Origin of the sequence: Streptomyces sp. ICC4 (genome assembly GCF_003287915.1) — a bacterium.
In the GTDB taxonomy this organism is placed as follows: Bacteria; Actinomycetota; Actinomycetes; order Streptomycetales; family Streptomycetaceae; genus Streptomyces; species Streptomyces tritrimontium.
Window position 1 is genome coordinate 4269756 of record NZ_CP030286.1, and the last position, 23672, is coordinate 4293427.

The following is a 23672-nucleotide window of genomic DNA, read 5'->3' on the forward strand; positions in this document are numbered from 1 at the left end:
GTCGACCGGAGAGAAGGGACACCCAGCGCGCCATGGCTCACGCACTCGTCGCCGGAGGCGGCATAGGCGGCCTGGCCACCGCCCTCTCCCTGGCCCGGCGCGGGCACCGCGTCACGGTCCTGGAGCGCGCGGACGGCTTCGCCGAGATCGGCGCGGGCATCCAGCTCGGCCCGAACGCCTTCCACGCCCTGGACCTCCTGGGCGTCGGCCAGGAGGTGCGCGACCGGGCGGTGTTCACCGACGAACTGCGCTTCATGGACGGCACGACGGGCGAGAAGGTCGCCGCCATGCCGCTCACCGGGCGCTACCGCCGCCGGTTCGCCAACCCGTACGCCGTGGTCGCGCGCGGCGACCTCCACCACCCGCTGCTCTCGGCGTGCCGTGCGGCCGACGGCGTCGAGCTCGTCGCCGGGGCCGGCGTACGGGGGTACGCGCAGGACGGGGAGCGGGTCACCGTCTCCGGCGCGGACGGCCGCACGTTCACGGGCGACCTGCTCATCGGAGCCGACGGCATCCGCTCGGCCGTCCGCGCCCAACTGGCCGGCGACGGCCCGCCCCGGGTCAGCGGCCACACCATCTACCGGTCGGTGATACCGATCGCGAAGGTGCCGGGGGACCTGAGGTGGAACGCCGTGACCCTGTGGGCGGGCCCCGACTGGCACTTCGTGCACTACCTTATCGGCGGCGGCAAGCACCTCAACCTCGCCGCGACCCTCGACGACGGCGCCGTCGAGCCCGTGGCGGGACGCCCGGCGCGCCGCGCCACCGTGCTGGAGCGCTTCCGGGAGCTCGGCCCGACCGGCCGGCGCCTGCTGGAACTGGGCGAGGACTGGCGGGAGTGGGTGCTCTGCGACCGCGATCCGGTCGACGTCTGGACGGACGGCCGGGTCGCCCTGATGGGCGACGCCGCCCACCCGATGCTCCAGTACGCCGCCCAGGGCGCCTGCCAGGCCCTGGAGGACGCCGTGGTCCTGGGCGAGGTACTCGCGGACACCGCCGGCGAGGACATAGCACGGAGCCTGGAGCGGTACAACGGGCGGCGGCGCGAGCGGACCGCGCGCGCCCAGCTGGTGGCCCGCGAGATGGGCACGCGGCTCTACCACCCCGCGGGCGCGGCCGCGCGGGCGCGCAACGCGATGCTGCGGTCCCTGACCGAGGAGGACCTGTACGAGAAGGTGTCCTGGCTGCACGGCCACCGCCTGACGGGGACCGCACCGCGTGCCGTGCCCGCCTTGAGCGGCGTTCGACCGCCGTAGGCGAGAAGGTCTCATGGTGAGACATTCCTTCCGGTCCCTGTCCGTCCGCAATTTCCGCTATTTCACCCTCGGGCAGGTGCTCTCGGTCACCTGCGGCTCGATGATGTTCGTCGCCCAGGACTGGCTGGTCCTGTCGATGTCCGGCGACTCGGCGCAGACGCTCGGCCTGGTGACCGCGCTGCAGTTCGCCCCGGTCCTGCTGTGCAGCCTCTACGCGGGACGGCTCGCCGACCGGTACGACAAGCGCGCCCTGCTGGTCCTGGCCAACATCGCGGCGGGCACCCTGGCCCTGCTGATGGGACTCCTGCTGCTCTCCGGCGCCGAGCGGCTGTGGCACGTCTACGTCTTCGCCCTGGCCCTCGGCACGGTCAACGCCGTCGAGACCCCGGCCCGCATGTCCTTCGTGAGCGAGATGGTCGGCCCCGACCTGCTGCCCAACGCCTCCGCCATGAGCGCCGCGTACTTCAACGTGGCCCGCATCGCGGGGCCGGCGATCGCGGGCGTGGCGATCAGCGGCTTCGGGGTGGTGTCCGTGGTGCTGCTCAACGCGGTCAGCTACGTGGCCACGGTCACCGCGCTGCTGGTCATGCGCCCGCACGAGCTCCAGCGCCCCGAGGTCCGGGCGCACGACGCCAAGGTGTCCGACGGGCTGCGCTACCTCGCGGGCCGCCCGGACCTCGTCCTGCCGCTGGTCCTCGTCGCCTGCATCGGACTGCTGGGCTTCAACTTCCAGCTGGTCCTGCCGCTGCTGGCCAAGACGGTGTTCCACACCGGCTCGGCCTCGTTCGGGATGCTGACCACCGCGCTGGCCGCCGGCTCGCTGGCCGCGGCCTTCGTGACCGCCGGCCGCAGCGGCAGGCCCTCGCACCGGCTCGTCCTCGGCGCGGCCCTCGCCTTCGCCGCCGTGGAGACCGCCGCCGGCCTGGTGACCGGCTACGCCGCGGCGCTGGCCCTGCTGGGGGCCACCGGGTTCGCGGCCGCCTACTTCGCCCAGGCCGCCAACCACCGGATCCAGTTGGGGAGCGACCCGCAGTACCGGGGCCGGGTGATGGCGCTGTACTTCCTCATCTTCCAGGGCTCCACCCCGGTCGGCGCCCTGATCTGCGGCTGGATCGCCGACCACTGGGGGGTGCGGGTCGTCCTCTGGGGCGGCGGGCTCGCCTCGCTGGCCGTGACCGTCGTCCTGGTCTTCGTGTCCGCGGCGTACCGCCCGTACCTCTCCGACGAGCCCCGGCCGCAGGAGCCCGGCCAGGACCCCCGGGACCGTCCGGGTGAGGAGCACAAGACCCGCGCGAGCACGGGCTGACCCCACGGCGGCCGGCTCTCCGGGGCGTCGGGGAGACCGGGGGAGGGCCTGTCGCCTCGGGCGCGGCCTCGGGCGCGGCCCCCGGCGCGGGCAGGCCCTGCGGGCGGTCTTCCCCTCCCCGCCCTTCCACCGTTCCCCGGGCTCCGCCCGGACCCGGAAGACCTGGGGCTCCGCCCCGGACCCCGCGCCCGAGACGCCGGCGGGGCCGGCCTTCCGTGCCGCGCCACCAGCGGGTGAAGGGCTGCGGGGCCAGCGGGGGCAGGGCCCGGGCGCGCTCCAGGCCCGGGATGCGGAAGAGGCGGGCCAGCAGGTTCACCGGGCGGGCCAGCCGGAGCGCGGCGATCAGGCGGAGCCACGTCGGCAGGCCGCCCAGTACGTAGTGGGACAGCGGGCGCAGCCGGCCGGCCCAGTGGCGGTGGAGGAACTCCGCCTTGTACGAGGCCATGTCCACGCCCACCGGGCAGTCGCTGCGGCAGCCCTTGCAGCCCAGGCACAGGTCCAGCGCCTCGGCGACCTCCGCCGAGCGCCAACCGTCGGTCACGATCTCCCCGGCGAGCATCTCGTGCAGCAGCCTGGCCCGGCCGCGCGTGGAGTGCCGCTCCTCCCCCGTGGCCCGGTACGACGGGCACATCACCCCCGGCCCGCCCACGTCCGTGGTCCGGCACTTCGCGACGCCGACGCACCGCGCGACCTCCCCCGCGAAGTCCGAGGGCGGCAGCACCGCGAAGCGGAGGTTCTCGTCCAGGCGCGCCGGGCGGACCAGCATGCCCGGGTTCATGCCGCCCGCCGGGTCCCAGACCCGCTTGTAGGCCTCGAAGAGGGAGATCACCGAGGGCCCGTACATGCGCGGCAGCAGCTCCGCCCGCGCCTGGCCGTCCCCGTGCTCGCCCGAGAGGGAGCCGCCGTGGGCGACCACCAGGTCGGCGAGGGCGGTGGAGAAGGCGCGGAAGCGCCCCACGCCGCCCGCCGTCACGAGGTCGAAGTCGATGCGGACGTGCACGCAGCCCTCGCCGAAGTGCCCGTACGGGGATCCGCGCAGGCCGTGCTCCGCCAGCAGCGCGCGGAAGTCCCTCAGGTAGCCGCCGAGCCGGGCCGGCGGGACCGCGCAGTCCTCCCATCCGGGCCAGGCCATCCCCCCGTCGGGCATCCTGGTCGCGGTGCCCGCCGCGTCCTCGCGGATCCGCCACAGCGCCCGCTGCCCCGCCGGGTCGGTGATCAGCAGGCTGTCCACCGCGTCCGCACCCCTCAGCAGGGACCGCGCGGCGGCCTCGTCCCGCATTTCCGCGAACAGCCACGCGCCGCCCCTCGGCAGGCCCGCGGCCGCGGCCCCGACCAGGTCGGCCGCCATGCCCTCCACCGTCAGCGGCAGGTGCCCCAGCAGGCCCGCCGCCGCGTCCGCGGCCGCGCTCTCGTCGGCGTACCCGAGCACCGCGAGCACCGGTGCGCGCGGGGCCTCCACCAGGCGCACCACGGCCTGCGTCACCACCCCGAGCGTGCCCTCGCTGCCGCAGAACGCCCGGGCGAGCCCGGCGCCCCGCTCGGGGAGCAGCGCGTCCAGCCCGCCGTAGCCCGAGATCCGCCGGGAGAAGCCGCCCGCCATGCCGGTGCGCAGGACCGCCAGGTTCTCGGCGACCAGCTCCCGCAGGCCCGGCGGCGCGCCCGTCCAGCCGGTGGCGAGCCGGTACGAGGAGCCCCCGTACGCGGTCACCGAGAGCTCGGCCACGTTGTCGGCGGTGGTCCCCCAGGCGACCGAGTGGGCCCCGCACGCGTTGTTGCCGATCATCCCGCCGAGCGTGCAGCGGGAGTGCGTGGAGGGGTCCGGGCCGAAGACCAGCCCGTGCGGGCGCGCCGCGTCCCGCAGCCGGTCGAGGACCAGGCCGGGCTGGACCACGGCGGTGCGCGCGGCCGGATCGAGGGAGAGGAGGGCGTTCATGTGGCGGGTGAAGTCGAGGACGACTCCGGTCCCGGTGGACTGCCCGGCGATGGAGGTGCCGCCGCCGCGCGGGACGACGGGGACGCCGGCATCGGCGCAGGTCACGAGGGCGGCGGCCACGTCATCGGCGTCGCGCGGGGCGACCACGCCGAGCGGGACGCGGCGGTAGTTCGAGGCGTCCATGGTCGTCAGGGCCCGCGCGGCGGCGCCGAAGTCGACCTCTCCGCGCAGGTTCTTCCGCAATGTCCGTTCGAGTTCACCGGGTGAGGTCACGGACGACACCCTCCCACCGGCCCGGTTCATCTCATCGGGTGGACGCGCCTCCGAGGCGTGGACCGGGACCGGATACGCTCGGATCGTGGCTGAGATCCAGATTCCCGCTGACATCAAGCCCGCCGACGGACGCTTCGGCGCGGGCCCCTCCAAGGTGCGGACCGAGGCGCTGGACGCCCTCGCCGCCACCGGTACCTCCCTGCTCGGAACCTCGCACCGCCAGGCCCCGGTCAAGAACCTGGTCGGCTCGGTTCGCCAGGGACTCCGGGACCTCTTCTCCCTCCCCGAGGGCTACGAGGTGATCCTGGGCAACGGCGGCTCCACCGCCTTCTGGGACATCGCGACCGCCGGTCTCATCGAGCGGAAGTCGCAGCACCTCACCTTCGGCGAGTTCTCCTCGAAGTTCGCCTCGGCCGCGAAGTCCGCGCCGTGGCTGGACGCGCCGTCCGTGATCTCCTCCGAGCCGGGTACGCACCCGGAGCCGGTGGCGGAGGCGGGCGTGGACGTGTACGCGTACACGCACAACGAGACCTCGACGGGTGTCGCGGCGCCCATCAAGCGCGTCGCGGGCGCCGACGCGGGTTCACTCGTCCTGGTGGACGCGACCTCGGGTGCCGGCGGCCTGCCGGTGGACATCACCGAGACCGACGTCTACTACTTCGCCCCGCAGAAGTCCTTCGCCTCCGACGGCGGCCTGTGGCTGGCGGCGTTCTCCCCGGCGGCCCTGGAGCGCGCGGCCCGCGTGCACGCCTCCGGCCGGCACATCCCGGAGTTCTTCTCGCTGCCGACGGCGATCGACAACTCGCTGAAGAACCAGACGTACAACACCCCGGCGCTCTCCACCCTCTTCCTGCTGGACCAGCAGCTGGAGTGGATGAACAGCCAGGGCGGCCTGGAGTTCACGACCGGCCGTACGTCGGCCAGCGCGGCCCACCTGTACGGCTGGGCCGAGGCGTCGAAGTACGCGAGCCCGTTCGTCGCGGACGCCGCGAAGCGTTCCGCCGTGATCGGCACGATCGACTTCTCGGACGACATCGACGCGGCCGCGGTCGCCAAGGTGCTGCGCGCCAACGGCATCGTGGACACCGAGCCCTACCGCAAGCTCGGCCGCAACCAGCTGCGCGTCGCCATGTTCCCGGCGATCGACCCGGCGGACGTGCAGGCGCTGACCGCGTGCGTGGACTTCGTGATCGAAGCCCTCTGACCGACCCCTCTGACCGACCCGGCTGGCCGACCCGGCTGACCGAGTCGGCCGACCGACCCGTCCGACACGCTCCGGAGCCCCCGGTGACACTTCGTCACCGGGGGCTCCGCGTTGTCCGCATCCCGCCGGAGTCGGCCCTGAGGCCGTCCTGAACGGGCCCTGAAGGAGCCCTGAAGGAGCCCTGAAGGACAGAGTCCGCCGCACGACCCGGAAACCCGGGACCTTGGTCCCAAAAATCGGGGCAAAGAGTCCGCAAACGGAAGATCCCCACCACCGCTGCCGCCTGCGGCTTTATGCGGCGGGACCTTCGGCAGGGGCCCTCCCCGGCCCCTCGGAGGGCCGCAACCAACCACCCCAGGATGTCCCTCATGTCTGGTGTGCCGGGAACGAACCCCGGCCCGTTCAGGAGGAACCCCATGCGCAAGGCACTTACCCTCTCGGCGATCGCCCTCGCCTCGTCTATGGCCCTGGCAGTCCCCACCGTCGCGTTCGCCGCCGATTCCACCCCGACGGCGTCGAGCAGCCCCAGCACCGAGACCCCCTCCGCGCCCGTGGCCCTGAAGCTGTCGACCTCCACCGCGAAGCCCGGCGACTCCATCCGGATGTCCATGGAGGTCCCGGACGGCTCGACGAACCTGTCCATCTCCTCCGCGGCCCTGGGCAACGTGAAGATGACCGACGGCCGCGGCGCCACCGCCACGGTCTCCAAGGTCGCCGACGGCACCTACGGGATCTCCCTCACCGGCACGGGCCCCGACGGCAAGAAGATCCAGGCCACCGCGCAGCTCACCGTCACGTCCGACTCCCCCAAGCCGACCGAGTCCACGGTCAGCCTGTCCAAGGACAACGGCAAGCCCGGCGACAAGATCCAGGTCACCATCAAGACGGCGCCGAACGAGAAGAGCGCGTTCATCAAGTCCGACGCCTTCGGCGGCCAGGTCAACCTGAAGAACGACGGCAAGGGCGTCTGGACCGGCACCGCGGTCGTCTCCAAGAACGTCAAGTCCGGCTACTACGGCGTCGACGCCTTCGCGGGCGGCAAGAAGTTCGACACCGTCAAGTTCTCCACCGACGCGACCGGCAACCCGACCCCGGCCCCGAAGCCGAAGCCGGTCGACCCGAAGGACCACAAGACCCCCAAGGGTTCCGTGAACACCGGCCAGGCCCCCCTCGGCTGGGTCCCCTCGGACGCCGCTGACCATGGCTGAGCAGTCCACCCCCGAACGCACCCCCCGCCGGAGCGGCCGCGCCCTGCGCGTGGCCGCCCTGGCGGGCGCGTCGGCCCTCACCGTCGTCCTCGTCACCTCCTGCTCCTCCGGCGGCGGTGACACCGTCAAGAACAGCCCGGCGTCCGCCAAGGCCGCCTCCGCGCTCAAGCCCTCCGTCCCGGACCGCATCGTGATCCCGGACATCAAGGTCGACGCCCCGCTCGACTCCGTCGGACTCGACGCCCAGGGCGTCATGACGGAGCCCGACTTCGCCAAGCCGATGGACGCGGCCTGGTACAAGGAGGGCCCGACCCCCGGGGAGAAGGGCGCGGCCGCCATCGTCGGGCACATGGACACCCCCAAGGTGCCCGAGGCCGTCTTCTACAACCTCAAGAAGCTGAAGAAGGACGAGAAGATCGAGGTCCACCGCGACGACGGCAGCACCGCCGTCTTCCAGGTCGACACGGTCGACACCTTCAAGAAGGACGGCTTCCCCACCGAGAAGGTCTACGGGGACACCCACGGCAAGGCCGAGCTGCGCCTCATCACCTGCGGCGGCGACCTCACCAAGGACCGCCACTGGGACGCCAACGTCGTGGTGTTCGCGCACCTCGTCGGCCAGGAGTAGCCCGCCGCGCCCCGCGCCCGGAACCCGTCGCGTCCCACGTGACCGGCCCGTGGGACGCGGGCCCGGCCCGTGGCCGCCGCCGCTCCCGCACGCGATACCTTCAAGGCCCGGCATTCGGCTTCGGCTTCCGGCTTCGGCGGATGCGGCACAGAGCGGTACAGCATGGAGGCAGCGGCGTGAGCGTGCGAGTGACGGCGGCCCAGGACGGCGTGGACCCCTTCGGCACGGCCCGGTTGCGGCGCGGGGTGCTCGACGCCTGGGGCGCGGGCCCCGCCCGCTTCCGCGAGGACGCCAACGCCGAGGAGGACCTGGCGCTCGGCGGCTACCGCGACCGGCTCGTCGTCGAGCTCGCGCAGAACGCCGCCGACGCGGCCGCCCGCGCCAAGGTCCCCGGCCGGCTGCGGCTCACCCTGCACGCGGGCACCGACCAGCCCGACGGGCACGCCGTGCTCGCCGTCGCCAACAACGGCGCCCCGCTGGACGCCACCGGCGTGGAGTCGCTCTCCACCCTGCGCGCCTCCGCCAAGCGCGACGACTCCGCCGGCAGCGTCGGCCGCTTCGGCGTCGGCTTCGCCGCCGTCCTCGCCGTCTCGGACGAACCGGCCGTCCTCGGCCGTCACGGCGGAGTCCGCTGGTCCCTGGCCGAGGCCCGCGAACTGGCCCGCGGCGCGACCGTCGGCAGCCCCGGACTCGGCGACGAACTGCGCCGCCGCGACGGCCACGTCCCGCTGCTGCGCCTCCCGCTGCCCGCCGAGGGCACCGCACCCGACGGATACGACACCGTCGTGGTCCTCCCCCTGCGCGACACCGCCGCCGAGGACCTCGTCGAGCGGCTGCTCGCCGCGATCGACGACGCCCTGCTGCTGACCCTGCCCGGGCTGGCCGAGGTCGTCGTCGAGACCCCGTCGGCGGGCGGCTCCGGGACCGTACGGACGCTGCGCCGCCGCACCGAAGGCCCGTACACCGTCATCGAGGACTCCGCGTCCGGCACCAACCGCTGGCGCACCGTCCGCCACGGCGGCCCCATCGAGAAGGCGCTGCTCGCCGACCGGCCCGTCGAGGAACGGCTGCGCCCCGCCTGGGCGGTGTCCTGGGCCGTGCCCGTCGACGCCCAAGGCGCCCCGGTCCGGCCGGCCACCGCGCCCGTGGTGCACGCGCCGACCCCGACCGACGAGCCGCTCGGGATCCCGGCCCTGCTCATCGCGACCCTGCCGCTGGACACCGCGCGCCGCCACCCCGCGCCGGGGCCGCTCACCGACTTCCTCGTCGAGCGCGCCGCCGACGCCTACGCCGAACTCCTCGGCTCCTGGGACCCGGTGAGCACCGCGCTCGTGGACCTCGTACCCGGGCCGCTCGGCAAGGGCGAGCTCGACGGGGCGCTGCGCGCGGCCGTCCTCACCCGCCTGCCCCGCACGGCCTTCCTCGCCCCGGCCGCCGAACCCGAGGAGCCGGCCGAGGGCGAGCCGCGGGAGCGCGCCGCGCTGCGCCCCTTCGAGGCCGAGGTGGTGGAGGGCGCGGGCGCCGACACCGTACGGGTCCTCGCCGAGGTGCTGCCGACCCTGCTCCCCGCCGGGCTGGAGCGCCGCTCCGAGCTGCGCGCCCTCGGGGTGGGCCGGCTGCCGCTGGGCGACGCCATCGAGCGGATCGCCGGCATCGAGCGGACCCCCGAGTGGTGGCACCGGCTCTACGACAGCCTCGCGGGCGTCGACCCGGACCGGCTTTCCGGGCTCCCGGTGCCGCTGGCCGACGGGCGCACCGCGATCGGGCCCCGGCACCTGCTGCTGCCCGGCGTGGACGCCCCGGACGCGGACGCCTCGCGGCAGCTGGCCCGGCTCGGCCTGAAGGTGGCCCATCCGGACGCGGCGCACCCGCTGCTGGAGAAGCTCGGCGCGCTGCCGGCCTCCCCGCGCGCCGTCCTGACGACCCCGCAGGTGCGGGCGGCCGTCGCGGCCTCCCTGGACGCCGGGGACGTGTGGGACGAGGACGGGCTCGACGCCGAGGAGCTGGCCGACATCGTCCTCGGGCTGGTGCGGGCCGCCGAGCTGGCGCCCGGTGACGAGCCGTGGCTGGGCGCGCTCGCGCTGCCCGACGAGGACGGCGAGCCGACCCCGGCCGGCGAGCTGCTGCTGCCCGGCTCCCCGCTCGCCTCCGTCATCCGGGAGGACGAGATCCCGTACGTGGACGCCGAGCTGGTGGAACGCTGGGACGCGCGGACCCTGGAGGCCGTCGGCGTCCTGGCCGCCTTCCAGCTGGTCCGGGCCACCGACGTGGTCCTGGATCCGGACGAACTGGAGCCCCGCGACGGGGACTTCGCCGAACCCGACGACGCCGGGCTGCTCGACGCGGTCGACGTGTGGTGCGAGGACGTCCTGGACCAGCTCCCCGACACCCCGGTGCCGCCGGTCGCCACCGAGCTGGTCGCCGTACGGGACCTCGACCTGGTCGATGACGACTGCTGGCCCCAGGCGCTGGCCATGCTCGCCCAGCCGCCCTTCCGCGACGCCCTCACCCAGCCCGTCCGCGTCCTCCTCCCGGACGGCACCACCCGGTCCGTGCGCCCGTACACCGCCTGGTGGCTGCGCGACCACCCGGTCCTGGACGGCCGCCGCCCGGCGGGCCTGCGCGCGGCGGGCGGCGACCCGCTGCTGGCGGGGCTCTACACCCCGGCGGACGCCACCGGCTTCGAGGACGAGCAGGTCCTGCGGGCGCTGGGCGTACGCACCACCGTGCCCGCCCTGCTGGACGAACCGGGCGGCGCGGCCGAGCTCCTGAGCCGCCTCGCCGACCCGGAGCGCGAGGTCGGCGGCCGCCAACTGCACGCCCTGTACGGGGCGCTGGCCGACCTGGACCCCGACCAGGTCACCCTCCCCGACGAGCTGCGCGCGGTGGTCGACGGCGAGGTCGTGGTGGTCGACGCGACGGACGCGGTGATCGCGGACGCCCCGGACCTGCTCCCGCTCACCGCCGGCCTCCCCCTCCTGCCGGTGGCCCCTGCCCGGGCCGCCGACCTGGCGGAGCTCTTCCAGGTCCGCCGCCTCTCGGAGACGGTCCCGGCGGAGGTCAGCACCGAGGGCGAAGAGCACGAGACCCCCGAATCCGTCCTCCAGCTCCTCGGCCCGGCCACCCCGGCCCACTACGTGGAGCACGAGGAGCTCCTGGCGGGCGGCGTCGAACTCGACTGGCGCCGCACCCCGGACGGCACCCTCCACGCCTCCACCCTGGAGGGCGTGGCGGCGGCCCTCGCCTGGGCGGCGGGCCAGTGGCCCCGCCGCTTCGAGGTGGCGGCCCTCCTGGAAGACCCCTCCCGCACGTCAGAACTGGCCCGCGACCGCTGGTTCGACTGACCGCCGGTCCGACCGGGGAAACGACTCCGGCGCCCCACTCCCGCGGGGCGCCGGACTCATTGCTGCTCTACTACTCAGACGGCCGGGCCGAAGCCCGTCACCGTCGGGTGCGGTGCGGCCGTTCCCGTACCCGGGAAGACCGTGACCTTGCCGGAGGCGTCGGCGGACCAGAGGTCCGGGAGGCCGTCACCCGTGAGGTCGCCGTCCGAGCCGACGCGCGGGTGGCCGGCCGGGGCCAGAGTGGTCAGGACCGGCCCGGCGGACGGGTCGGCGAAGGCGGAGAAGTCCGGGAGCTCCGGCGTCCCGCCCATGGTGAGGGCGCGGATCGTGCCGTCCGCCGTGGAACGGGCCCACAGGGTGGGGAAGTCCGTGCCCTGCGCCCGGCCCGGGGTGAGGAGCTCGTAGCCCGCCCAGCGGGTGTCATTGCCCGAGAGGAGGACGGCTTCCGCCTCCAGATTGTTGACGGAGCCGCGCTGCACCAGCCACAGGCGGCCGTTCTCGACGAACAGCACCGAGGTGCGCGGCAGGCTGGCCCCGACCGGGCTGTCGCCCGAGGGCGAGCCGAACGCCGCGATCCGCGTGACCTTCGACCAGTCGGCGCCGAGGCCGTGATCCGCGCACACGATGGGCTCGAACGCCGCGTTCACGCAGGTGTTGGGCTTCCTGACGGTCGTCGCACCCTGCTCCGTGAACAGGCCACCGCCGTCGTTGCGGAAGAAGTAGAGATGGGCGGCGCCGGGGGCGTGTCCCAGCAGGTCGTCGACCGGCCGGCCGCCCAGCGAACCGCGGTGGGTGTACTGGACCCCGGCCCAGCTCCCGCTGCCGCCCGGAGCGGCCGCGGCGCGCGCGCTGGCGGTGTCCAGCGGGTTCGAGCCCGGCTTGCGGAGGTTGCCGGCCGCGTCCGGGACGAGGACGTCCGGCTTCCCGTCTGCGTCGATGTCACCGAAGGCGGCGGGGGCGGTGCTGGACTGCGCGTAGTACGACAGGTTGGCCTCGCCGAGGTTGCCCGCGTTGTCCATCGTCTGGAGGTAGACGTACTGGCTGCCCCAGGTGGCGGGCTTGAGCTTGATGTCGGCCGCGCCGTCCGTCAGACGCACGACGTGGGAGTCCACGGCCTCGTCCGAGCACTTCCAGCCGACGCCGAAGATCGGGGTGGTCTGCCAGCGGGCGCAGGCGATCTCCGATCCCGTGTCGGTGCCCTTCAAAGTGAAGGTGGCTTCCACACCTTGCATCTTGGGCGTCGCGTCCGTGCTGACCTCGGCGGTCGGCTGCGTGTGGTCGACGCGGAAGTAGCACCAGGCCGAGTAGGCGCCGGTCAGCTTCCCGTCGGTGGCGCGGGCCCGCCAGGCGTACTGGCCGCCGTCCTTCAGCAGGTCACGGGAGACGGTCGTACGGGCTTCGGAACCGGACCAGCCCGTCGCGAAGTCGGTGCGCTTGCCCCCGTACGCGGTGTCCCAGAGCTGGAACGTCGTCTGGAACTGCGTGGCCGACGGGGAGCCGACCTTGGCACTGAGCGTGACGTCGCCCAGGCCGATCCAGCCCGCACCGGCCCCGGAGTACGGGTTGGTGTAGCAGGCGGAGGAGGTGCCTTCACCGGCGAAGCCGGGGGTGGGGCTGGTGCGGGGCGCGGTGACCTTGGGCGCCACGGGGCCCGCGGCCGCGGCCGGCGCCGCGGCCGACAGGCCGAGCGCCAGGGCCAGGGCCGCTGTCGGTAGTGCGCGAACGAGTTTCATGTGGTGTTTCCCCCCCTGGGAAATCTGACATCGGCCGAAGTGACCGGCCGTAATCTTCCAGAAGGATTACCAGCTCGCACTGACATTTCGAACGGCGGGGGGGCTCCGCACGGCGCCAGGCGGACCCGGCGGTCAGCTGGTCGGGGCGAGTAGCGCGTCCGCGACGGCCGTGCGGGCGTAGAGGACCGAGCGGCCGGTGCGGTGGCCGGTGACCAGGCCGGCGTTGCGCAGGGCCGTGAGGTGCTGGGAGACCGCGGCGGCGGACAGGCCGGTGTGGACGGCCAGTTGGGTGGTCGAGGCCGGGGTGTCGAGCTCGGCGAGCAGCAGGGCCCGGGAGCGGCCCAGTACGCCGGCGACCGCGTCGGAGGCCTCGCTGGTACGGGGCTCCCACAGGGTGCCGATGCCCCGGGCGGGGTAGGCGAGCTGGGGCGGCTCGGGGGCCACCGAGCGGGTCAGCACGCGGGGCCAGGCGAAGGCGGAGGGCACCAGCAGCAGTCCGGAGCCGGTCTTGTCGCGGGTCAGCGCGCACTGCCGGCGGACCAGGCTCAGGGTTCCGGCGTCCCAGCTGACGGATTCGTGGAGTTCGTTCAGGACGTGGGCGGAGCCGTGTTCGGCGACCTGCCGGGCGCGGTGGAAGACGTCCGATTCGAGGAGTTGGCGGATGCGGGACCAGTAGGGCGCGAGCGCGAGTTCCCAGTACGTCTCGATCTCGGCGGTGACCTTCTCCAGCGCGGCTTCGGGCTCGTCGTGGAGCAGCCGCAGCCGGGGCGCGGGGCGGGACGACTTCGCGGCCAGCAGGGCCAGGTCGGAGCGGACGTGCTCCGGGGTGCTGGAGCGGATGGCCGCCAGCTCGGCGGGGAGTTCGGGGAAGGGGCCGGCGGGGGTCGGGTTGAGGAAGTCCGCGAGGTAGCCGCCGCCCGGGATCAGGGCGGCGAGCCATCCCCGGTCCAGGCCCGCGCGGAGCAGCCGGGGCCGCACCTGGGCGGCCCAGCGGCGGTGCAGGGGCGGTTCGGCCTCGTCGCGCAGCAGCCGGAAGCTGGTGACGACCTCCCACATCGGGGACACCGCGAAGCGGGTCTGTGCGAGGTCCGCCGTGGAGAAGTCCAGTCTGGATTCCATGTTCCCGCCCCCGTAGCCCCATGGGAAAACTGCCATTGGATTCGGCCCCACCTTAATCAATGGAATGCCGGAGCGTCCGGGCGCAGGCTCCTCGCATGTTCTCCTCCTTCCGCGGACTGCCGCCCACCGTGTGGACCCTCTTCGCCGGCACGATCGTCAACCGGCTCGGCCACCTCGTCACCCCGTTCCTGGTCTTCCTGCTCGCCGACCGGGGCATCACCGGTTCGGGCGTCTCCTACGTCCTGGCCGCGCTGGGCGCCGGCAACCTGCTCGGCCCGGCCGTCGGCGGGCTGCTGGCCGACCGGATCGGCCGCCGCCCGACCATGCTGATCGGCCTCGTCGGCGCCGCCGTCGCGCAGGGCGCGCTGTTCCTGGCCCCGGGCATCTGGACGATGGCCGCCGCCGCGCTGCTGCTCAGCGCCACCGGGGCCGTCGTGCCGCCGGCCGCGTACGCGATGCTGGCCGACGCGGTGGACACCGGCTGGCGCCAGCGGGCGTACGCGCTGTTCGGCTGGGGGGTCAACATCGGCACGGCCGTGGCCGGAGTGCTCGGCGGCTTCCTGGCCGCGCACGGGTACTGGCTGCTCTTCGCCGTCGACGCCGGCACGGCGCTCGTGTACGCCGCCGTCGTCGCGACCCGGCTGCGCGAGCCGGCCCGTACCCCGGCGTCCGCGTCGGACAAGGGCGGCCTGGGATACGGGGTCGTCCTGCGGGACCGGCTCATGCTCGCGCTGCTCCCGCTGTTCGGGATCCAGCTGTTCGTGTACTCGCTGACCGAGGTGGCGCTGCCGTTGGCCGTGCGCGACAGCGGGCTCTCGCCGGCCGTGTACGGGGCGCTGGCGGCGGTCAACGCCGTGCTGGTGGTGGGTCTGCAGCCGTTCGTCACGTCCCGGCTGGCCGATCTGCCGCAGCTCCCGGTGCAGGCGGCCGGCAGCACGCTGATCGCCGTGGGCGTCGCGCTGACCGGGCTGGCCGACTCCCTCGCCGGGTACGTCGTCTCGGTGGTCGTCTGGTCGCTCGGCGAGGTGGTCGTGGCCGGCATCGCGGCCTCCGTGGTGGCCGATCTGGCCCCGGCCGCCGCCCGCGGCCGCTACCAGGGCGCCTTCACCTGGACCTGGGGCTTCGCCCGCTTCTCCGCCCTCACCGTGGGCGTCGCCCTGTACACCGGCGTCGGCGCCACGGCCCTGTGGTGGGGCGCCCTCGCCGTCGGCCTGCTCGCCGCGGCCGCCACCCTGGGCCTGCGCACCCGCATCGCGGTGCGCAGGGACCACGCGCTGGCGGCCTGACCGGCCGGGGGCCCGGGGCGATGCGGCAAGATCCGAAAGGGTCGGACTAGGCCGGGAACTTGCGGTCCACCCAGCGGAAGGTGAACTCGATCAGGGCGGCCGCGCCGGCGGCGATGGCGACGGCGGTCCACGGCATCACTGCGCCTTCCAGCTTGAGCTGGAAGAACTCCTGGAGCCACGGCACGACGAGGACGATCAGGAAGGCCCCGCCCATCGCGCCGACCAGGCCGACGCGCCACCACGTGTACGGGCGGGCGATGATCACCAGGACCCACATCGAGGTCAGGAACAGCGCGAGCGTGGCGGCGCTGGTCTCGGCCTTGAGGGCGTCGGGCCCGGTGTAGTGGTGGCGGGCGATCACGTAGGTGACGAAGGTGGCGACGGCCGCGATGACGCCGCCGGGGATGGCGTAGCGCATCACGCGCTTCACGAAGTGCGGCTTGGCCCGCTCCTTGTTCGGCGCGAGGGCCAGGAAGAAGGCGGGGATGCCGATGGTCAGCGTGGACAGCAGCGTCAGGTGGCGCGGCAGGAACGGGTACTCGACCTGGGAGCAGACCACCAGGACGGCCAGCAGCACCGAGTAGACCGTCTTCGTGAGGAAGAGGGTGGCGACGCGGGTGATGTTGCCGATGACGCGGCGGCCCTCGGCGACCACCGAGGGCAGGGTGGCGAAGCTGTTGTTGAGGAGCACGATCTGGGCGACGGCCCGGGTGGCCTCCGAGCCCGAGCCCATGCTCACGCCGATGTCGGCGTCCTTGAGCGCGAGCACGTCGTTGACCCCGTCGCCGGTCATCGCGACCGTGTGGCCCTTGGACTGGAGGGCGGCGACCATGTCGCGCTTCTGCTGCGGGGTGACGCGGCCGAAGACGGCGTTCTCGTCGAGGACCCGGGCCATCTCGGCCTGGTCGGTGGGGAGGGTGCGGGCGTCGACGGTGTTCTGCGCGCCGGGCAGGCCGAGCTTGCCGGCGACCGCGCCGACCGAGACCGCGTTGTCTCCGGAGATGACCTTGGCCTTGACGTCCTGGTCCTCGAAGTAGCGCAGGGTGTCGGCGGCGTCGGGGCGCAGCCGCTGCTCCAGGACGATCAGGGCGGTCGGCTTGACGCCGGTGGCGACGGCCGGGTCGTCGAGTTCGCGGGCGGCCCGGGCCAGCAGGAGGACCCGTAGGCCCTGCTCGTTGAGGTCGGTGACCTCCTCCAGGGCCGGGTCCCCGGCCGGGAGCAGCACGTCGGGGGCGCCGAGCAGCCAGGTGTTGTTCTCGCCGTCGCCCTCGCTGAAGCTGGCGCCGCTGTACTTGCGGGCGGAGGAGAAGGGCAGGGACTCGGTGCAGCGCCACTCGGCGCTGTCGGGGTAGGCGTCGATGATCGCCTGGAGGCTGGCGTTGGGGCGCGGGTCGCTCTCGCCGAGCGCGCCGAGCACCTTCTTGACGTACGCGGCGTCCGCGCCGCCGAGCGGGCGGCACTCGGTGACGTCCATGCCGCCCTCGGTGAGGGTGCCGGTCTTGTCGAGGCAGACCACGTCGACGCGGGCGAGCCCCTCGATGGCGGGCAGCTCCTGGACCAGGCACTGCTTGCGGCCGAGCCGGATGACTCCGATGGCGAAGGCGACGGAGGTGAGGAGTACGAGGCCTTCGGGGATCATCGGGACGATGCCGCCGACGGTCCGGGCGATGGCGTCCTTGAGGTTGTTGTCCTTGACGATCAGCTGGCTGATGATCAGGCCGATGGAGGTCGGGATCATCATCCAGGTGACGTACTTGAGGATGGTGGAGATGCCGGAGCGCAGCTCGGAGTGGACGAGCGTGAAGCGGGAGGCCTCTTCGGCCAGCTGGGCGGCGTAGGCCTCGCGGCCCACCTTGGTGGCGGTGAAGGCGCCGCCGCCGGCGACGACGAACGAGCCGGACATGACCGGGTCGCCGGGCTTCTTCAGGACGGGGTCGGCCTCGCCGGTGAGGAGGGACTCGTCGATCTCCAGTCCGTCGGCCTCGCCGACGAGTCCGTCGACGACGACCTTGTCGCCGGGGCCGAGCTCGATGACGTCGTCGAGGACGATCTCGGAGGTGGAGATCTCGGCGGTGCGGCCGTCGCGGCGGACGCTGGGTTTGGCCTCGCCGATGACGGCGAGGCCGTCGAGGGTCTTCTTGGCGCGCATCTCCTGGATGATGCCGATGCCGGTGTTCGCGATGATCACGAAGCCGAAGAGGCTGTCCTGGATCGGCGCGACGAAGAGCATGACCACCCACAGGACGCCGATGATGGCGTTGAAGCGGGTGAAGACGTTGGCGCGGACGATCTCGGTGGTGGAGCGGCTGCTGCGCACGGGGACGTCGTTGACGGCTCCGCGGGCGACGCGCTCGGCGACTTCGGCGGTGCTCAGCCCCGCGGGCTTGAACCGGGGCGCGGGCGGCTTGATCGGGTGGACGGGATCGAGCTCGGACCCCGCGTCGATGGCGGTCCCGGCGGCCGGACCGCTGCCGCCGCCCGGCTCTGGTCCGTCTGATTCGATGCTCGCCCGCTGCGTCATGGTTCCGACGGTAAAGGGCTATTCACTCCCCCACCCGCCGAAAAGTCTGAAGATCCGACTTCCGGATGAGCCGAATCGTCCTCGGGTAGCCCCTCACGGCCCGCGGCCGGGGCCGCACGGCGGCCCGTCAGGGGCGCGGGGAACTGCGCGCCCAGCCACAGCGGACCCGCGCGGGATCCCGGATGCTAGCCCGGGTGGGGCGCCGGGCCCGGCCCGGGGGCCTCGCTTCGAGCGGCCAGCTCAGCCTCGTGCCGCTTCAAGGCGGCATCGCGGCCGCGGACGTACCAGAGGCCGATCAGGCCGAGGACCCCGCCGGCCGCGCAGGTCCAGACCCACCACAGCAGGTCCCGGTCCGCGAACCACCCGTAGAAGGGGAGCTGGAGGACGAAGAGGGCGAACCACAGGATCGTGCCGCCCATGACGGTCCCCACGATCGGACCCTCAAGGGGCTCGGGGGCCTCGTGCTGCGCAGTCCATTTCGCCATGGCACAAGGATAGGCCGGTCGGCGGAGGGTCTACGCGCGGAGATAGACGGCCCTTCGTTCATGTGTTCATACTGAAACGGTTTGGGCTTGGCCCGTTTTCGCCGTATGAAACCACCAATGAGGACCAGGACCCCCATGAGCACGTCGGCCCCCGTGGACCGCTACTTCAAGATCTCCGAGCGCGGCTCGACCATCGGCCGCGAGGTCCGCGGCGGGTTCGCCACCTTCTTCGCGATGGCCTACATCATCGTGCTGAACCCGATCATCCTGGGCAGCGCGAAGGACATGTACGGCCACCAGCTCGACGGCGGCCAGCTGGTCACCGCCACCGTCCTGACGGCGGCCTTCACCACCCTCCTCATGGGCGTGATCGGCAACGTCCCGATCGCACTGGCGGCCGGGCTCGGCGTCAACACCGTCGTCGCCCTCCAGCTCGCCCCGCGCATGAGCTGGCCCGACGCCATGGGCATGGTGGTCCTGGCCGGCTTCGTGGTGATGCTGCTCGTCGCCACCGGCCTGCGCGAGCGGGTCATGAACGCCGTCCCGATCGGCCTGCGCAAGGGCATCGCGATCGGCATCGGCCTGTTCATCATGCTGATCGGCCTGGTCGACTCCGGGTTCGTCACCCGCATGCCCGACCTCGCGCACACCACGGTCCCGCTCCAGCTCGGCAGCAACGGCCACCTGCACGGCTGGCCCGTACTGATCTTCGTGGTCGGCGTGCTGCTGACGCTGACCCTGATCATCCGCAAGACGCCGGGCGCGATCCTGATCTCCATCGTGGCCATGACCGTCGCCGCGCTCGCCATCCAGCTGGTCACCAAGCTCCCGGACACCGCCTGGGGCCTGACGGTCCCCGAGTGGCCGGGCAACCCGGTGGCCGCCCCCGACTTCGGACTGATCGGCCAGGTCAGCCTGTTCGGCGGCTTCGGCAAGGTCGGCATGCTGACCGGCGTCCTGTTCGTCTTCACCGTCCTGCTGTCCTGCTTCTTCGACGCCATGGGAACGATCCTCGGCGTCGGCGACGAGGCGAAGCTGACGAAGCCGGACGGCTCCTTCCCCGGCATCAACCGGGTGCTGTTCGTCGACGGCATGGCCGTCGCCGCGGGCGGCGCGAGCTCCTCCTCGGCCACCACCTGCTTCGTGGAGTCCACGGCGGGCGTCGGCGAGGGCGCCCGCACGGGCCTGGCGAACATCGTGACCGGCGGCCTCTTCGCGGTGTCGCTGTTCCTGACCCCGCTCGCCACGATGGTCCCCTCGCAGGCCGCCACCCCCGCCCTGGTGGCGGTCGGCTTCCTGATCCTGGCCGGCTCGGTCCGGGACATCGACTGGAACGACTTCACCATCGCCGTCCCGGCCTTCCTGGCCATGGTGATGATGCCGTTCACCTACTCGATCACCAACGGCATCGGCATCGGCTTCGTGTCCTTCGCCGTACTGCGGCTCGCGACCGGCCGGGGCCGCGAGGTCCCGGCCGCCATGTACGTCGTGTCGGCGGTGTTCGTCTTCTACTACGCGATGCCGGCGCTGGGCCTCACGTAGCACCCCGCCCCCGCCCACCGCCCCACTGGAGGAGCCGGGCTCACGTGAGCCCGTAGAACTTCTCCGTCTCGTCGACGGCCGCCTTGAAGCGTTCGTCGAAATCGTCGCGAATGAGCGTCCGGACCACATAGTCCTGGACGCTCATTCCGCGTTTGGCGGCATGAGTCCGGAGCCTGTCGAGGAGCTCCCCGTCTATGCGCATGCTCAGCACATGTGTCCCCATGCCGAAAGAGTCGGGGCACAGGGCATGGACGCGTGTCACTTTCCGGAGCCGACTCACCCGTACGAGTGACGGCAGATAAGTGGTGTTCCTTAGGGAGGGTAATGAGTTACTCTAAAGAACATGCATGACCTTTCCCATGGCGGCGACGCCGCTGCCGTGAACGATCTCCGCTCCGCCGTCATGCGGCTGGGCCGGCGCCTCAAGCACCAGCGCGTCGACGAATCGCTGAGCCCGACCGAGATGTCGGTGCTCGGCACCCTCGCCCGCTGCGGCCAGGCCACCCCCGGTGAGCTGGCCCGACGCGAGCACGTGCAGCCGCCCTCGATGACCCGCATCGTCGCGCTGCTGGAAGCCAAGGGACTGGTCACGCTCGAAGCGCACCCCGACGACCGCCGCCAGAAGGTGGTCCGCCAGACGGAGGAGGCCGAGGCGATGCTCGAAGAGAGCCGTCGCAAGCGCAACGCCTTCCTGGCGGGGCTCGCGGCCGAGCTGACCGAGGACGAGTGGGCCAAGCTGCGCGAGGCCGCACCCGTCCTGGACAAGCTCGCGCACCTGTAGGAACGACGCCAGGAGGCGACCCCTTTTGAGTACGGGACCCGGAGCAGACTCCGCCCCCGGCCATACATCCACCACGAAGCGCGCCCCGGGCAAGAACCTGGGGGCACCTCCCGGCGGTAGCCGGGGGATGTTCAGCTCGCTGAAGATCCGGAACTACCGGCTCTTCGCCACGGGACAGGTCGTCTCGAACACCGGCACCTGGATGCAGCGCATCGCCCAGGACTGGCTCGTCCTCTCCCTGACCGGCTCGGCCTCGGCGGTCGGCATCACCATCGCCCTGCAGTTCCTGCCGATGATGCTGTTCGGCCTCTACGGAGGCGTACTCGCCGACCGGCTCCCCAAGCGCCCGCTCCTGCTGTGCACGCAGGCCGCGATGGGCCTCACCGGCCTCGCACTCGGTGCGCTCACCCTCGCCGGGCACGTGAGCGTCTGGCACGTCTACCTCGCCGCCTTCCTGCTCGGCCTGGTCACGGTCGTGGACAACCCGGCCCGCCAGACCTTCGTCTCCGAGATGGTCGGCAAGGACCAGGTCGCCAACGCGGTCAGCCTGAATTCGGCCAACTTCCAGTCCGCGCGGCTCGTCGGCCCGGCCATCGCCGGTGTCCTCATCACCGCCGTCGGCTCCGGCTGGGCCTTCCTGCTCAACGGCCTCTCCTTCGCGGCCCCGATCATCGGCCTGCTGCTGATGCGGACGCACGAGCTGCACCGGATCGAGGTCCAGCCGCGCGCCAAGGGACAGCTGCGGGAAGGCCTGCGGTACGTCGCCGGACGGCCCGAGCTGATCTGGCCGATCGTGCTCGTCGGATTCATCGGCACCTTCGGCTTCAACTTCCCGATCTGGCTGTCGGCGTTCGTCAGCAAGGTGTTCCACGGTGACGCGGGCACGTACGGGCTGTTCAACACGCTCATCGCGGCGGGCTCCCTCGTGGGCGCGCTGCTGGCGGCCCGGCGGGGCCACTCCCGCCTGCGGCTGCTGGTCACGGCGGCGGTGCTCTTCTCCGTACTGCTGCTGGTGACGGCCTTCGCGCCCGGCTTCTGGCTGTTCGCGGCGCTCCTGGTGCCGATCGGGGTCTTCGGCCTGACGGTGAACGTCACCGCCAACTCCAGCGTCCAGATGGCCACCGACCCCGAGATGCGGGGACGGGTGATGGCCCTGTTCATGATGGTCTTCACCGGCGGCACCCCGATCGGCGCGCCGCTGGTCGGCTGGGTCACGGACACGTACGGCGCGCGGATCGGCATGGCCGCGGGCGGCGTCGTCTCGCTGGCCGCCGCGGTCACGATCGGCCTGGTCCTGTCCCGCGTGGGCAACCTCCGCCTCAGCGTGAACCGCCACGGCGTGACCTTCGTCCCGTCGGGCCGCGCCCACCTGGCGACGGCGGCGTAGACCCGTCCGGCAACGGGGCCGCACCCGGCCACCCCCGCTAGGCTCGGCGGCATGAGACTGTTCGCAGCCGTCATGCCGCCCGAGGCGGCCATCTCGGAGCTGGCCCGGGCCGTGCACGGACTGCGCGACGACCGACTGCGCTGGACCGCGGAAGCGGGGTGGCACTTCACCCTCGCCTTCATGGGCGAGGTGCCCGAGGAACTGCTCCCCGAACTGCACGCCCGCCTCGCCCGCGCGGCCACCCGCAGCGCGCCCTTCCCGCTCCGGATCCACGGCTCCGGCCACTTCGGCCACCGCTCGCTGTGGGCGGGCGCCGCCGGGGACCTGGACTCCCTGCGGATGCTCGCCGAGCGCGCCGACGCCGCCGCGCGCCGCTCCGGGGTCCCGATGGACCAGCACCACCGGTACACGCCCCACCTCACCCTCGGCCGGCTCCGCCACGAGGCGGACGACGTGCGGCCCTACTGCGAGTCGCTCGCCTCCTTCGAGGGCGCCCCCTGGCAGGTCGGCGAGCTGAGCCTGGTCCGCAGCAACCTGCCGGCCGGCGGCGTCCCCGGCGAGCAGCCCCGCTACGAGGTCGTCGGCTCCTGGGAACTGGGAGAGCCCGCCCCTCCGTACGAAGGGCGGGCCCGGTCGCGTTAGGCTCGACGGGTGGATCCCAAGACCAGAAACCGTGTCATGGCGGGCGTGCTCGTGCTGATGTTCCTCGTCGTCGCCGTGGCCGCCGCCGTCGGGCAGTAGTCCCGCCGCCCGTCCCCGACTACCAGGCGAACGCCTCCGGCGCCGGTCCCGGCCCCGGGAAGACCTCGTCCAGCCCGTCCAGCACCTCCTGCGACAGCTCCAGCTCCACCGCCCGCAGCGCGGACGCGAGCTGCTCCGGCGTGCGCGGGCCGACGATCGGCCCGGTGACCCCGGGCCGGGTCAGCAGCCAGGCCAGGGCGACCTCGCCGGGCTCCAGGCCGTGCTTGTCCAGCAGGTCCTCGTACCCCTGCACCTGCGCCCGTACGGTGCTGTTCGCGAGCGCGTCCGCCGAGCGGCCGGTCGCCGTGCGCCCCGACTCCGCCGACTTGCGGATGGCGCCGCCCAGCAGGCCGCCGTGGAGCGGGGACCACGGGATGACGCCGAGCCCGTACGCCTCGGCGGCCGGGATGATCTCCAGCTCCGCGCGCCGCTCGGCGAGGTTGTAGAGGCACTGCTCGCTGACGAGGCCGAGCCGTCCGGAGCGCGCCGCGGTCTCGTTGGCCTGGGCGATCTTCCGGCCGGGGAAGTTCGAGGAGCCCGCGTAGAGGATCTTGCCTTGCTGGACCAGGACCTCGATGGCCTGCCAGATCTCCTCGAAGGGGGTGTTGCGGTCCACGTGGTGGAATTGGTAGACGTCGATGTGGTCGGTCTGGGGCCGCTTGAGGCTGGCGTCGACGGCCCGCCGGATGTTCAGCGCCGACAGGCGGTCGTAGTTGGGCCACGGGTCGCCTTCGGCGGCCATGCTGCCGTAGACCTTGGTGGCGAGGACCGTCTTCTCGCGGCGGCCGCCGCCCTGGCCGGAGCAGGTGCCGATGATCTCTTCGGTGCACGTCTCCTCCTTGGACGACAGGAGGGCCCGCTACGGGCGCTCCCCTGCTCAGTAGGATTCCTGCCAGGTCGCCGCCGTCGCTCCCGACTGCACGAG

17 protein-coding genes and 1 pseudogene are annotated in these 23672 nt (G+C 73.0%); 11 read left to right on the forward strand and 7 right to left on the reverse strand.

The window, feature by feature from the left end:
• Positions 1-32 precede the first annotated feature (32 nt).
• Positions 33-1256 (forward strand): 3-hydroxybenzoate 6-monooxygenase, encoded by a 1224-nt coding sequence (locus DRB89_RS19820; protein WP_112449638.1) that lies wholly within the window; start codon positions 33-35, stop codon positions 1254-1256.
• Positions 1257-1269: 13 nt separating this feature from the next.
• Positions 1270-2421 (forward strand): annotated as a pseudogene (locus DRB89_RS19825) (MFS transporter); the annotation flags it as partial.
• On the opposite strand, the gene DRB89_RS19830 reads toward DRB89_RS19825, so the two are convergent.
• A complete protein-coding gene (locus DRB89_RS19830) occupies positions 2321-4798 on the reverse strand; it encodes an FAD-binding and (Fe-S)-binding domain-containing protein (RefSeq protein WP_112463361.1) in 2478 nt (825 codons plus the stop codon). The pseudogene DRB89_RS19825 and the gene DRB89_RS19830 sit on opposite strands and share 101 nt — an antisense overlap.
• A 55-nt stretch (positions 4799-4853) precedes the next feature.
• On the opposite strand from DRB89_RS19830, the gene serC reads away from it, so the two are divergent.
• The 4 genes from serC (at position 4854) to DRB89_RS19855 (ending at position 11152) form a co-directional block, all read left to right on the forward strand.
• Entirely contained in the window at positions 4854-5972 is a 1119-nt protein-coding gene (serC, locus tag DRB89_RS19835; protein ID WP_112449625.1) for a phosphoserine transaminase, read from the forward strand.
• A gap of 416 nt (positions 5973-6388) precedes the next feature.
• Positions 6389-7180, forward strand: a complete 792-nt coding sequence (locus DRB89_RS19845) for a hypothetical protein (RefSeq protein ID WP_162688658.1) — start codon at positions 6389-6391, stop codon at positions 7178-7180.
• Positions 7173-7808, forward strand: a complete 636-nt coding sequence (locus DRB89_RS19850) for a class F sortase (protein ID WP_112449622.1) — start codon at positions 7173-7175, stop codon at positions 7806-7808. Before DRB89_RS19845 ends, DRB89_RS19850 begins: the two co-directional genes overlap by 8 nt.
• Positions 7809-7984: 176 nt before the next feature.
• A complete protein-coding gene (locus tag DRB89_RS19855) occupies positions 7985-11152 on the forward strand; it encodes a molecular chaperone Hsp90 (RefSeq protein ID WP_112449621.1) in 3168 nt (1055 codons plus the stop codon).
• A 74-nt stretch (positions 11153-11226) separates the two neighbouring features.
• On the opposite strand, the gene DRB89_RS19860 is transcribed toward DRB89_RS19855, so the two are convergent.
• Complete coding sequence (locus tag DRB89_RS19860) at positions 11227-12885, reverse strand: VCBS repeat-containing protein (protein ID WP_112449620.1); 1659 nt, start codon at positions 12883-12885, stop codon at positions 11227-11229.
• A gap of 132 nt (positions 12886-13017) precedes the next feature.
• Positions 13018-14004: a DUF5937 family protein gene (locus DRB89_RS19865; RefSeq protein ID WP_204357774.1), complete on the reverse strand. Its 987-nt coding sequence runs from the start codon at positions 14002-14004 to the stop codon at positions 13018-13020.
• A gap of 95 nt (positions 14005-14099) precedes the next feature.
• Between DRB89_RS19865 and DRB89_RS19870 the strand changes: the two genes are divergently transcribed.
• Positions 14100-15290, forward strand: a complete 1191-nt coding sequence (locus DRB89_RS19870) for an MFS transporter (protein ID WP_112449619.1) — start codon at positions 14100-14102, stop codon at positions 15288-15290.
• A 46-nt stretch (positions 15291-15336) separates the two neighbouring features.
• Here DRB89_RS19870 and DRB89_RS19875 read toward each other — a convergent pair whose 3' ends face one another.
• Together DRB89_RS19875 and DRB89_RS19880 are read right to left on the reverse strand one after the other, a co-directional pair.
• Positions 15337-17811, reverse strand: coding sequence for a cation-translocating P-type ATPase (locus tag DRB89_RS19875; RefSeq protein WP_112449618.1), 2475 nt, complete (start codon positions 17809-17811; stop codon positions 15337-15339).
• 185 nt (positions 17812-17996) lie between these two features.
• The gene (locus tag DRB89_RS19880; protein WP_112449617.1) at positions 17997-18296 is read right to left on the reverse strand and encodes a DUF2530 domain-containing protein; all 300 of its coding nucleotides are present in this window, start codon (positions 18294-18296) and stop codon (positions 17997-17999) included.
• A 135-nt stretch (positions 18297-18431) separates the two neighbouring features.
• On the opposite strand from DRB89_RS19880, the gene DRB89_RS19885 reads away from it, so the two are divergent.
• Positions 18432-19838 carry an NCS2 family permease gene (locus tag DRB89_RS19885; RefSeq protein WP_239516241.1) on the forward strand — a complete coding sequence of 469 codons (1407 nt, stop codon included), beginning with the start codon at positions 18432-18434 and terminating at the stop codon, positions 19836-19838.
• 40 nt (positions 19839-19878) lie between these two features.
• On the opposite strand, the gene DRB89_RS19890 is transcribed toward DRB89_RS19885, so the two are convergent.
• Positions 19879-20061 carry a hypothetical protein gene (locus DRB89_RS19890; protein ID WP_030156886.1) on the reverse strand — a complete coding sequence of 61 codons (183 nt, stop codon included), beginning with the start codon at positions 20059-20061 and terminating at the stop codon, positions 19879-19881.
• A 120-nt stretch (positions 20062-20181) separates the two neighbouring features.
• Here DRB89_RS19890 and DRB89_RS19895 point away from each other — a divergent pair, with 120 nt between their 5' ends.
• Genes DRB89_RS19895 through thpR form a run of 3 tightly spaced genes read left to right on the forward strand, consistent with a single transcriptional unit; the run spans position 20182 to position 22648 of the window.
• On the forward strand, positions 20182-20619 hold the full coding sequence (locus DRB89_RS19895; RefSeq protein WP_112449615.1) for a MarR family transcriptional regulator: 438 nt from the start codon (positions 20182-20184) through the stop codon (positions 20617-20619).
• 25 nt (positions 20620-20644) lie between these two features.
• On the forward strand, positions 20645-22006 hold the full coding sequence (locus DRB89_RS19900) for an MFS transporter (protein ID WP_112449614.1): 1362 nt from the start codon (positions 20645-20647) through the stop codon (positions 22004-22006).
• A gap of 51 nt (positions 22007-22057) precedes the next feature.
• The gene (gene thpR / locus DRB89_RS19905; RefSeq protein WP_112449613.1) at positions 22058-22648 is read left to right on the forward strand and encodes an RNA 2',3'-cyclic phosphodiesterase; all 591 of its coding nucleotides are present in this window, start codon (positions 22058-22060) and stop codon (positions 22646-22648) included.
• 118 nt (positions 22649-22766) lie between these two features.
• Here thpR and DRB89_RS19910 read toward each other — a convergent pair whose 3' ends face one another.
• A complete protein-coding gene (locus DRB89_RS19910) occupies positions 22767-23597 on the reverse strand; it encodes an aldo/keto reductase (RefSeq protein WP_112449612.1) in 831 nt (276 codons plus the stop codon).
• Positions 23598-23672 lie beyond the last annotated feature (75 nt).